General features: G+C 48.8%; 7 protein-coding genes and 5 tRNA genes. 1 reads left to right on the top strand and 11 read right to left on the bottom strand.

Annotated features, from left to right (window positions below; all coding sequences use genetic code 11):
• Positions 1–324 precede the first annotated feature (324 nt).
• The 9 genes from OSH01_RS00950 to OSH01_RS00910 form a co-directional block, all read right to left on the bottom strand.
• A complete protein-coding gene (locus OSH01_RS00950; protein ID WP_266122179.1) occupies positions 325–840 on the bottom strand; it encodes a DUF3293 domain-containing protein in 516 nt (171 codons plus the stop codon).
• A 68-nt stretch (positions 841–908) separates the two neighbouring features.
• Positions 909–3,965, bottom strand: coding sequence for an efflux RND transporter permease subunit (locus OSH01_RS00945; RefSeq protein WP_266122178.1), 3,057 nt, complete (start codon positions 3,963–3,965; stop codon positions 909–911).
• A complete protein-coding gene (locus OSH01_RS00940) occupies positions 3,962–5,047 on the bottom strand; it encodes an efflux RND transporter periplasmic adaptor subunit (RefSeq protein WP_266122177.1) in 1,086 nt (361 codons plus the stop codon). The genes OSH01_RS00945 and OSH01_RS00940 overlap by 4 nt, the downstream gene beginning before the upstream one ends.
• Positions 5,048–5,090: 43 nt before the next feature.
• Positions 5,091–5,708, bottom strand: coding sequence for a TetR/AcrR family transcriptional regulator (locus OSH01_RS00935; RefSeq protein ID WP_266122176.1), 618 nt, complete (start codon positions 5,706–5,708; stop codon positions 5,091–5,093).
• 144 nt (positions 5,709–5,852) lie between these two features.
• A tRNA-Asp gene (locus OSH01_RS00930) sits at positions 5,853–5,929 on the bottom strand.
• Between the two features lie 21 nt (positions 5,930–5,950).
• Positions 5,951–6,026 (bottom strand) — tRNA-Glu (locus OSH01_RS00925).
• 87 nt (positions 6,027–6,113) lie between these two features.
• Positions 6,114–6,190: transfer RNA gene (locus OSH01_RS00920), tRNA-Asp, on the bottom strand.
• Between the two features lie 20 nt (positions 6,191–6,210).
• A tRNA-Glu gene (locus OSH01_RS00915) sits at positions 6,211–6,286 on the bottom strand.
• Between the two features lie 25 nt (positions 6,287–6,311).
• Positions 6,312–6,387, bottom strand: a tRNA-Ala gene (locus OSH01_RS00910).
• A 507-nt stretch (positions 6,388–6,894) separates the two neighbouring features.
• On the opposite strand from OSH01_RS00910, the gene OSH01_RS00905 reads away from it, so the two are divergent.
• A complete protein-coding gene (locus OSH01_RS00905) occupies positions 6,895–9,726 on the top strand; it encodes an EAL domain-containing protein (RefSeq protein WP_266122175.1) in 2,832 nt (943 codons plus the stop codon).
• A gap of 45 nt (positions 9,727–9,771) precedes the next feature.
• On the opposite strand, the gene lnt is transcribed toward OSH01_RS00905, so the two are convergent.
• Both lnt and OSH01_RS00895 read right to left on the bottom strand, forming a co-directional pair.
• Entirely contained in the window at positions 9,772–11,340 is a 1,569-nt protein-coding gene (lnt, locus tag OSH01_RS00900) for an apolipoprotein N-acyltransferase (protein WP_266122174.1), read from the bottom strand.
• 43 nt (positions 11,341–11,383) lie between these two features.
• Positions 11,384–12,271, bottom strand: coding sequence for an HlyC/CorC family transporter (locus OSH01_RS00895; protein WP_266122173.1), 888 nt, complete (start codon positions 12,269–12,271; stop codon positions 11,384–11,386).
• Positions 12,272–12,310 lie beyond the last annotated feature (39 nt).

Genomic DNA, 12,310 nt, shown 5'->3' with positions numbered 1-12,310 from the left:
ATGACAAAAAAAGAAACGCGATCGACACGACAGTTTTATTCTTTGTTACGAAATGAAATCAATGGATTAGGCTAATTTCCACTATTTACCTTTTAAGTGTGCCTAAATGGCAGTATCAAATGGTTACTTTAATTAGCGTGTCTAAATGTTTCTGTGATGCTGTGTTGTGAATAAAACGACTTCGTAGTAGGCATGGAAGTCTTTCTAAGGAGTTTGTATAGAGGGCTCTGAATGTAATGTTGTACGAGAATGCCTTAGCCTAAGGAGACTGATGGCCAGCCTCAATTACTAATAGGTGTTGTGTTTTGTTTAGCGCACGCCCATCTAGTGTTTCAGTGCGTTCACTAGGGGCACTGCTGTTTCAGTTTGCGGGAGGGCGGCATTCTTTTTGCTAAAACTAGGCATATGTTGCTGGACGAAGTTTAGCTTGGGTACGGCGCGTGGCCCTATGCTCACAAAGGCTAATTGTCTAAATCGTCTTGCCAGCCAACGAGCTTGGTCTACAGTGATCCCCAAGATCATAATACTAGGCTCAGCAGGCCAGCCTCCACTGGGGTCGATGTTAACAGCGGGCCACCACGGTAGCTGTAGTGCTTCAACTGCTTGCAAGAGAGTGCTATGAGCGTGACGATTTAAGTTGTCACCGGTTAGTTGTGCTTGAGGATTGTAAGCGCTGATAATAGCGGCATGTTTAATACCTAAAGCTTGCATGTGTTTGCGCAAGCTACCAGACACTTTCCCTATTCGTAGTTCTACTAGGTCAACTGGGCTGTGTACTTGATAGATAGCCTGCTTAAATGCGCGTGACATAGCGGGAGGCTGATTTAATTTATGCTGCATAAGAACCTCCCGTAAATAAGATAATGATAAGAAACATTATTTACATAAAAATTAGAATCGTGCAAGGTTTAGGTACTTGTTACCGTAATTTTGTTCCAAATAGCATAAAGACTAGGTAAAAAAAGTAAAGTTAATAGAGTTCCGACGGTTGTCCCGCCTATGAGAGTGATGGCCATAGATCCCCAAAATACTGAAAAAGAGAGCGGTATAAAGGCTAGTACAGCAGCTAATGCGGTTAGCACAACAGGGCGAGCACGTTGTACGGTAGCTTCTATCACGGCATCGTAGGGACTAGCACCAGCCTGGCGATTGGTATTAATTTGCCCGATTAAAATTAAGGTGTTGCGCATGAGTATTCCTGCTAAGCCTATCAACCCGAGTATGGCAGTAAAGCCAAAGGGTTGTTGGAATAACAGCAATGCAGGCACAGTACCAATCAGACCTAAGGGTGCAGTAAGAAAAACCATTATCATGGCTGAGAGCGAGCGTACTTGAATCACAATGACCAATAGCATCAGCACAATCATGATGGGGAAAAGAGGTGCCAAGGCCTCATTGGCCTTATCAGACTCGGCCGTAATGCCTGCTAGTTCTAAGCTGTAGCCGTCTGGTAAGGAGGTGATAAAAGGCTGAAAGTCTTGGAGTAATTGATGGGCAACACTTGAGGCTTGCACGCTATCGTCAATATCGCCCCGAACAACCATAGTGGGAATGCGATTGCGCCGCTGCAATAAAGCCTCTTCGGACTCCACACTAAGCTGCGCAATGTGCGACAGGGGGGTTTTTTGCCCCCGCTTATTAGTGATACTAATGTCGGCCAAGCTCTCAGTAGAGTGCTCAAGATGTTGTGCGCTGCGGACCACAATAGGCATATGGCGTATGCCTTCTCTGTATTCGCTAACAATTAGGCCTCCGCTATGTACGGAAAGCTGTTGAGCCAAGGCGGTGCGATCTAGGCCTAGTGCTTCTAATCGTGCTTGGTCTAGTTTCAGGCGTAACGTAGGTGCTTGCTCACCCCAGTTGGCATTGATTTGCCGCATGGCTGGGTGTTGCCGCATCAGCGTTTGCACTTCTTGCGCAAGTTCGCGTAATTTTTTTGGGTCAGGCCCTTTCACTAAAAACTCAATCGGGTAGTTCGTCGCAGGGCCAAATACTAATTGACTAACTCGCACTCTAGCTTGGGGCGCTAACCCTTGTGCGATAGCTAGTCTAAAATTATGCATCAGCGTGTCGCGCTCTGCGTGCCCGGGGGTGAGCACCACTATACGGGCAAACGCCGAGTCCCGTAGTTCTGGATTGTAAGAAAGGAAAAAGCGTGGGGCACCCTGGCCAACGTAACTGGTTTGTAAGGTGGTTTGGCTTTGTTGAGCCAGCCAGTCTTCTACCGTTTTAGTGGTAGCTAGTGTGTTGGCTATGCTGGTCCCCAGAGGGTGTTGAATTTCTACTAGGAGTTCGGGGCGATCAGAGGTAGGAAAAAACTGCTGTTGTACCAGACGCATGCCAACAGCCGACAACACTAAAGAGACCAGCACCACCGCGCTGACTAGATATTTATGTTGGACCGACCACGCAATAGTGCGGCGTAAGCGTTGGTAGTTACGGGTATGGTAAAGAGCATTCGAGCCCTCGGGGTGGGGAGTGATATTGGGTAGTAGCTTTACTCCCATATAGGGGGTGAAAACCACCGCTACTACCCAAGATGCGAGTAAAGCGATGGCCAAAATCCAAAAAATATTACCAGCGTATTCGCCCGAAGAGGAGCGCGCGAAGCCAACTGGTAAAAAACCAATGACAGTGACTAAGGTTCCAGACAGCATGGGCGCTGCGGTGTGGTTCCAAGCATAGGCGGCAGCTTTAAACCTATCTAGGCCAGACTCCATCTTTACCAGCATGATTTCAATGGCGATGATAGCGTCATCCACTAGTAAACCTAATGAAATAATGAGTGCGCCTAAGGTGACGCGATCAAAGTCTTTGCCTGTATACAGCATGATAATAAAGACGATGGCCAGAGTGAGGGGTACGGCTGCCGATACTACGATGCCTACCCGCCATCCCATGCTGAGCATGCTTACCAGCATGACCACTCCTAAAGCGGCAAAAAACTTGAGCATAAACTCATCGACAGCTTGTTTGATATTGACAGACTGATCACTGACGGTCTGAAGGCTGAACCCTACAGGCAACTGGGCATTAATATTTTTTTGGGCTGTTTGCAGGGACTGGCCAAGCTCTAGGCCATTCCAGCCAGCCTTCATAATAATTTCTAGTATTAAAGCTGAATCTCGTTGATAGCGGGTGACGTAACTAGCGGGATCAGCGTAGCCACGTTCAACATGAGCAATGTCGCTCAGCCGCAGGCTATGTTCTCCAACTTGCAGGGTGAGGTTTGCGATATCCTGAACATGCTGCAGACCGCCATCTAGGCGAATTTCTATTTTCGGCCCATGAGTTTGTAACGTGCCGGCGGCTTGAATATTCGCATTGTTTTGTAGGGTTTGGATCAGCGCACCTAGGTCTATACCTAAAGCATGCAGTCGTGCCTCATCTAGATTAATGTATATTCTTTCGGCTTGTTCGCCCAGTATATTGATCTTTTGTACGCCTGGTATGCGCAACAGCTCTGAGCGTATTTGTTCAGCCTGTCGACTCAGTAGTCGATCAGGATACCCGGGTGCTTGTAAGGCATATAGTCCAAAGGCGACGTCGGAGTATTCGTCGTTAATAAATGGCCCCTGTACACCCTGAGGCAGTAAAGGTCGTTCGTCCTGCAGCTTTTTACGCAGTTGGTAGAACTGGTCTTCTACCTGTTGCGGTGGCATAGAGTCTTTAAGTAGCACCACCATCAAGTTAAGGCCTGGATAGCTATAACTGTCTACATGATCTAACCACTCTAGTTCTTGGGTGCGCTTTTCCAGTGGCTCAGCGACCAGGTCCTGCATTTCCTCAGCGGTGGCACCGGGCCATTGGGTCGTTACCGTTAATACCTTTACGGTGAAAGCGGGATCTTCTGCTCGCCCTAATTTAAAGAAAGCATAGATACCCGACAGGCTAATCGCGATAATCAGAAATAGGGTAATAGCCTGTTCGCGTACCGCCAAAGCGGATAGGTTTGGTATCTTCATGGACGCACCGCTTGTTCTGCTTTGGGTTGTACAAGCTGCCCCTCATGCAAGAGCGCTGCTCCCACCGCCACAATGGAGGCTGAAGTATCAGGGCCTTGGCTTAGGTAGGCATGTTCCACGTCCATGCGCACGATCGTTACGGGCTCAAAACGCACTTTGTTTTCAGCGTCTATCCGCCACACGCCAGGCCCTGTTCCTGAGTCATAGATAGCAGTGAGCGGCACCCTATATTCAGTTTGAACCGGATGCATAGCGAGGTCTAGCCACATGCTGGATCCCAAGCGCGGCGAGTGTTCCTTGTTTGTTAACGTAAAACGTGCCGTATAACTGCGAGTTTGTGGATCAGCTTGTTGAGCTAGCTCAGTGAGGATCGCTGGGTAGCCGTGTTGTGCGGTATCGTAAGCAAGGGCTTGGCTTCCTATGGGGACTACTAAAGACTCTGGTAGGCTGACTTCAATTTCCCGAGGCCCATCTTGCGCCAGTACGGCGACGGGCTGGCCCGCAGCAATAACTTGACCCACATCCGCTTGAATGCTACTGATCAGTCCATCTGCATGAGCATGTAACAAGGCATAGTCACTCATGTTTTGAGCAATCTTCTGCTGTGCTTGTGCGGCACGTAGGTTGGCGGCTGCACTGTTTGCTGCTTGCACGCTTTGATCATATGCCTGGCGCGAAGTGGCACCCTCTTTGACTAATATTTCCTGACGTCTACGCTCAGCTTGGGCTTGAGTGTTTTGTGCTTGAGCGGCCTGTACAGCAGCTTCTTGGGCCCGTTGTTGTTGCTCTAGGTCTTTAGGGTCAAGACGCATTAGAAGTTGTCCTTTGTGCACTCTGTCGCCATTTTTTATATGACGCTCAAGAATTTTTCCTGAGGCCTGAAAGCTGAGTGGGCTTTCAGCATGGGCATGTACTACGCCTAATAGCCGCCGTTGTGTTGCAGTGTTTGCTTGTGCTGTGGTGGTCAATACCGTGTTGACTTGTGCTCGTGGGTCAGTGTCTGTGGTGGGCTTTGAGCACGCGAGTAAAACGGTAGTGCTAAGCAATACGAGCAGGGCCGGTAGGTAACGGGAGGAGGGCATTGAGTAGGCTCTTTAGGTTACGGTTTTTTTAAAAAGTAACTTTTTAAGGCATAAGGCTACGCAAGATGAGTTGCGTAGCAAGCACTTGGCTGTGCTGCGCCTCTTGGGCACTTTGTAGTTCAAGTAGGGCAGGGTGCAAGCTTGCGCTCAGCGCAACCATAGCGCCTAACGCGACCTCATCAATTGGACAGCGGCGTTCAAACTCGCCACTTTGCCGCCCGGAGCGAATGAGCTCAGTCAGCAGGCGCTCTAGATCACGTTCGTATTGCAGTACCGCAGGCCATTTTTGTGAAATGGCCTCTAGTACTACCTCTTGCATTCGTCCTTCGTTAAGGAATAAGTCAATGCTAAGGTCTAGAGCAGTTTGAGTGAAGCCACGTAGACGTTCTATAGCCGTTCCTGAACCGTACACAACCGCTTCAAGCTGCGCCGTAATATTCTCTAGTACAGATTGGCAAATGGCTTGGCCGATGCCTTGCTTAGAGTCAAAAAAACGATACAAGTAGGCACTGGATACACCTATATTTCTTGCTAGGCTGGCGACTGAGGTCTTGCGATACCCATAGAGCCGAAAGTGTGCATTGGCTTGAGCAATGATTTGTTGCCGGCGGTGATGATCACTGGGGCCGCGTTGGCCAGTAAGTAAGATGGAATCAGACATGTCTGCTCAGTCTTCTTTGAGTTACGCTATTGCTAAAGCATAACCTGAGTAGCCGAGCAAAACAAAAAATGGGCATGTACCAACGGTTTTGAAGAAAAGGCATAAAAAAACCCGACGAAAATATCGTCGGGTTTTTGAATTTGTTGGCGGAGCGGACGGGACTCGAACCCGCGACCCCCGGCGTGACAGGCCGGTATTCTAACCAACTGAACTACCGCTCCGCAGCATATGCCACAAATAGGTGGCGTCCCCTAGGGGATTCGAACCCCTGTACCCACCGTGAAAGGGTGGTGTCCTAGGCCTCTAGACGAAGGGGACTTAGGACTGCTTGTGAAACACTTTTTTCAAGTCTTTCAAATAAAAAGGGTTAGTGCGTTGTTGCGCTAACCCTTTTCAGGAATTTGTTGGCGGAGCGGACGGGACTCGAACCCGCGACCCCCGGCGTGACAGGCCGGTATTCTAACCAACTGAACTACCGCTCCGCAGCATATGCCACAAATGGTGGCGTCCCCTAGGGGATTCGAACCCCTGTACCCACCGTGAAAGGGTGGTGTCCTAGGCCTCTAGACGAAGGGGACTGTACTTTACTGCTATTCTTCGTTTTGGTGGAGGTAAGCGGGATCGAACCGCTGACCTCTTGCATGCCATGCAAGCGCTCTCCCAGCTGAGCTATACCCCCGTTTTAAGGTGACTTTCTAAGTGTTTAGTAAGTTGCCTTGCGAAGAAATAAGATTATGACCCATGTGTTTTTTTTATGCAAGCCTTTTCTCTAAAAAAGTTGAATTAGCTGCGTTTTTTTCCTCAAAAAGTGTTTTTCCTTAGTTTTCTCTAGATACATCGAGTTTGCGGCCGTTTTTTCCAAGACGTATAGGTGAACACCACGACCTAGGTTGCGGTGATAGTTATTATGATTATGGCCTTCCTGGTTTTCGTGACCGGAAGGCGGGCCGGGTGTAACACACCTGGCATTTTTTGCAGGCGTTGTCATGTTTTTTATCTTCTGTGGCTTATGGATCCTAGTCTCTGATAAATACTTAGGGCATAGTAATCAAGGGGTAACGGCGTACATTGAAGCTTGAGATTTAAATTGCAAAAATTACGTTTTGTAGCGTTCTGTTGTTACAATCAGTTCGTCAAGCATTTCATTTTTACAGGCGCTATGTCTGCTAAGTTGTGCTCAAGCCCGATGAGCTCCCCTCTTTTAGAAGCACCTCAGCGTATCAGCATGCAACGCTTGCTAGTGCTGGTCTTTTGCGGGCTGCTAATACTGTTTAGTGTGACGTCTTGGGGGTTGTACCAGCAGCAGCGCTCCCAAGCCATCACTAGGGCAACCTCTGTGGTGCTCAATGAGCTTTTATTGATCAGTGAGTCATATGTAAGTGGGGGGACGATACCAACCAGTAATGGCGCAGACCGGTTTGCCAGCCTAATGAACTTGTTGCGCTCTGGAGGGGACACTCCCAAGGGGTATGTTCCTGCGTTGGCTCCACATTACCAACCCAGCTTATTGCGATTAGAGAAAAGCTGGGCCACCAATCAAAAAAGTGCTGCAGATGCTATCGGAGTAGAAACAACGCATCTAGAGAGTCGCCAGCACACCAACGATTTCTTGCAAGTTCATCAAGCTTTTCAGCTACTGCTCTCTTATATCTATGATCGCGATCAAGTAGAGCAACGTTATGACTGGTGGCTTAACTTTTTGCTCATCCTTAACGGTATGGCTCTGTTAGCTGCTTTTGCTGTGCTATGGAGACATATGGTTCGTCCCATGATGAGCTTAGATCAACAGGTTAAAAAAGTGCTTGATGGGGGGGAGTACCAGGCAATTGCTTCTGCTCCGCGGCTTAGCGAAATGCAAGGGCTAACGAGGCTGTTGCAGCAGTACGTTACTCGTTTACCACAGCTTGAGGCTCAGCGACACACGTATAAAGAACAGCTCGATCAACTGCAAAAAATATATCTCAAACTTAGCGCCAATCCGCTGTTGGGTATATATATTACGCAAGAAGATCGGTTCAGTTTTGTGAATAGCAAGTTAGCGAAAACCTTGAAGTATAAGCGGCATGCTATGTATGGCTTAACTGTGGCAGAGGTGTTTTTAACTCCTCGGTTTCCTTCGCTCTCGACAGTAATCCCTGGGGCAATAGCTAGCGATGAAAGTAGCAGACGTTATGAAACCCGGGCTATGCGTGGTGATGGCACACAGATAGATGTTGAGGTTTGTGAGCAAACCATCCTGCGTGACGGGGCTATCAGTACCGTTGCTTTGGTACAAGACATTAGCGGGCGTGTTCGGAATGAAGTGAATAGTCGTTTGGCCGCCGTGGTGTATGAAAACACCAGCGAGGCTATAGTGGTCACTGATCGCTATGGCGTAATCGTTGATGCCAATCCTGCTTTAAGTCAAATTAGTGGCTATAGCTTAGCTGAAGTGCGCGGTCAGCCCTTAAGTATCTTGGGTTCTACTCGACAAACTGAAAAGTTTTATAAGACTTTGTGGAAGGAAGTGCTCGAAACAGGACGTTGGCAAGGGGATATTTGGAGTAAACGGAAGAATGGTAGCGAGTACGCTGAGCGGCTCACCATTAGTACCGCGTGGAATCCCGATGGCACGGTGTATCGGTTTATAGGATTGTTTACTGACCTTACCTCGCACAAAGAACGTGAGGTGCGAATGTGGAAGCAAGCTCATCATGACCATCTTACCGGTCTACCGAATCGCCAGATGTTTCAAGATAGGCTCAAAGGCGCCATGGAGCGCTCTCGTAAAACAGGGCTGCCTTTCGCTTTGATTTTTATGGATCTGGACTTTTTCAAAGACGTTAATGACACGTTGGGGCATAAAGAAGGCGATTCGCTTTTACAAGAAGTTGCTCGGCGATTACAAAGCTGTGTACGGGAGTCGGACACGGTGGCCCGCATTGGAGGGGACGAGTTTACGGTGATCGTGCCGGATATTAATAACGAACAAGTCGTAGACAGAATTTGTGAGGATATGCTGCGGTATATTGCTCGGCCTTTTGTGTTGGGGAATAATATGGCCACGGTATCTGCTAGCTTAGGTGTTACTTTATATCCCGAAGACGGCAATGATGCTGGCGAGCTATTAAAAAATGCCGATATGGCTATGTATGCGGCTAAAGCATGTGGGCGTAATCAGTATTGCCGCTTTCTTCCTGCTATGGGTGAGGCAGTGCAAGCCCGGATACATTTTTCCCAAGATTTGCAAGCCGCTATTCAAGGCCAGCAGTTTCGACTTTACTATCAGCCAGTGCTCAATTTGAAGACCGGTCTAGTGACCAAAGCCGAGGCGCTGATTCGATGGGAGCACCCACAGCTAGGTTTGGTGCCACCCTCAGAATTTATCCCATTTTCAGAGGACACTGGGCTTATCGTCGAAATTGGTCAGTGGGTATTTGAGCAGGCGGCGCTGCAGGCAGCTTACTTGCGTCAGCATCTTGACCCCAATTTTCAAATTGGGATCAACGTGTCAGCAGCACAGTTAAAGTTGAACAGTACTTGTGTTGATGATTGGATTCAGTTTATGCATCAACGCAATATCCCTTGCGAGTCCCTAATTATAGAAATTACCGAGCGCTTGTTGTTAGACAACCAAGAGCAAACGATGGGCCAGTTGCGTAAGTTGCGTGAGCATAATATCGACGTAGCATTAGATGACTTTGGTACGGGCTATTCATCGCTCTCGTATCTAAAGCGTTTTGCTATCAGCCTGCTCAAGATAGATCATGCTTATATACGCAATTTGCATGTGGGCTCAGAAGATATGGCTTTGGTTCAAGCGATGGTGGTTATGGCACACACCTTAGGGCTAGAGGTAGTGGCAGAGGGCGTGGACAAGATAGAGCAAATAGGGCCATTGCAAGCGATAGGCTGTAACATGCTACAAGGCTACTGGTGTTCGCCACCTTTACCGGCAGATGAGTTTGAGAGCTGGTGCCGAGACTGGAACGAGAATAGAACACATGAGCTATTTGCCGCAGAACAGGTGCAGCAGTAGTAGAGCAGGCATGGCTGATCATGCTTAATCAGCCATTAATGTGTTTTACGCTCCAGTACGAACATTTCTGCGTAAACCTAGTCCTAGGGCTAGCGCTAACCATATTCCTATTAGCATCAGGGCCGGTGTGTCTCCCCAGCGTACATAAGGGGTAAGGCCTGCTCTTCCTTGTACCTCGGCATCTAAAACGCCCGTAACCATGGGGGCTAAGCTTGCTCTTACTTGTCCGCGAGCATCAATCACAGCGGTAATGCCTGTGTTGGTCGCACGCAGCATCGGTCTGGCGGTTTCTACCGCCCGCATGCGCGAAAATTGTAAGTGTTGATAAAGTGCTTGAGCACTCGCAAACCACGCCAAGTTACTAACGTTGACTAAAACATTAGCCCCAGGGCTAGTGCCATTGGGGAGCACGGATTGGCGAATCTCGTTGCCAAATACGTCTTCGTAGCAAATGTTAGGGGCCACTTGTGCCGATTGCAAGGTAAAGCTGCCTTGGGGTAGGGGGCCACGCTGGAAATTTCCTAAGGGGATTTGCAGCATGTCGACAAACCATTTAAAACCAACAGGAACGAACTCACCAAAGGGGACTAAATGGTGCTTGTGGTAGGCTGGAATTTGGGCTTGAATAATGTCTTCTGCCTGGGTGTTGCTGTCAATCAAAATCACGCTGTTGGTGTAGGTGCTGCCTGTTTCGGTTTGTCGAATTAAGGGCACGCCCAGGAGTAGGTCGGCCTTGAGTTGTTGTGCCAACGCGATCCATTCTTGCCAGAAAATAGGGTCGAAACTATCCTGAAACATGGGTAGTACAGTTTCTGGCAATACGATTAAGCTTGGTGCAGCTTCGGGCTCTTTTGGGGCAAGCGCGGTCAACTCACGATAACGTTGTATCCCTTCCAGCATGGTGTCTGGGTCGAATTTCTCAGCCTGAGGGATATTGCCTTGGACTAGACGTGCAATGAAGGGCGCGCCATCGGGGCGTGACCAAGCCACTTGATTGAGCACTATGCCGATCAGGACCAACGCTAAGGCAACTCCTAAGCTGGTAAAGGAGGCTTCAGGCTGGAGTTGATCTTTGTAAATAACCAGCGTCGCAATCGCCGCGCTACCAAAGGCTGCTATCCAAGCTAAGCCATAGGCTCCCACTACAGGAATCCAGCCAGCCAAGGGGCTATCTATATGTGCGTAGGCGATATTTAGCCATGGAAAGCCAGTAAAAATAATGCCGCGTATCCATTCACCTAAGGTCCAGCAGCTTGCCCAAATAGTGCTTAATAGTAACAAATGGCTGAGTTGATGAGACAAGGCGGCGCGTTGTCGTAACAAAGCAAACAATAGGCAGCTTAAAGCGGGCAGTAGCGCGAGGAATGCAGCAAATAGCGCTACTGCGCTAATGGCCAAGAACGCGGGCATGTGACCATACACATGCATACTGTTATACAGCCAGTGTATACCTGTGAGCAAAAAGCTAAAAGAAAATACCCAGCCGCGCAGAAAGGCCGAACGTTTGGTGGGAGCACGATACACATAGACGGTAAAGGCACTAAACAGGGTAATTTGGGCAAAAGGTAAGAACCATGCCGGCAAGGTACCTAAGGCGAAGCTGAATGCATGCATGCCCCCCAGGAGCAACAATATGATATATGTGCCGATGGAAGGGTTAATGTTGGTCTGGGGGGGTGTCGTGGGCGTCGTGTGCATTCTGTCGTTGTACGTGTAACCAAAGTGCTCGCTTAGCGTCAGCGCGCACTACTGTAATGCTAATAGAGCCTTGTTGTACAACATCGCCACGCCGTGGGATGTGTTCAAGGCGCGAAGCTAGCCATCCACCGATGGTATCGAAGTCGTCATTGGGCAGCCGAGTATCAAAGGCTTCGTTAAAGTCAGGGATTTCAGTTAACGCCATGACTCGCCAACTGTCGGGGCCTGCTTGAAATATGGTTTGTTCGGCTTCTTCGTCGTATTCATCCTCGATGTCACCAACGATTTGCTCCAGCACGTCTTCCATGGTGATTAGGCCAGCTGTGCCGCCGTGTTCATCAATCACCATGGCTAAGTGATTGCGACTGCTGCGAAACTCATGCAGCAGTACATTAAGCCGCTTGGTTTCAGGAATAAATACGGCAGGCCTCACTAACGGACGCAGATCGATAGCGGGGTTAGCGACCGAAAGCAGTAGATCTTTGGCTAATAAAATGCCCACGATATTGTCGCGTTCGTTTTCATAAACGGGGAAGCGTGAGTGTCCTGTTTCGATAATATAAGGCAGTAACTCGCTTAGCGGTTTACTGATGTCCAGCATATCAATTTTTGAGCGGGGCACCATGACATCAGCCACTGTTTTGCTGGCCATATCAAGGGCGCCACCAATCATGGTGTAGGACTCATCGTCGATAATGCGGCGTTGATGAGCCGAATCGAGTATTGATTTGATATCTTCCTTGTCCTCAGGCTGGGAGCGCCGTGAAAAAAACGCCGTAATGCGTGTTAATGGGCTGGCGCTAGCCTTAGCTGAGCGGGAATCGGGGTCGGGGGCTGAGTCTGACATTGTCCGTAGGACGAGTTAAAAGAGGAATTAGCATAACCG

It is taken from the genome of Alcaligenes endophyticus (assembly GCF_026344035.1).
GTDB lineage: Bacteria > Pseudomonadota > Gammaproteobacteria > Burkholderiales > Burkholderiaceae_B > Alcaligenes > Alcaligenes endophyticus.
This window is presented reverse-complemented; position numbering and strand designations above follow the sequence as displayed.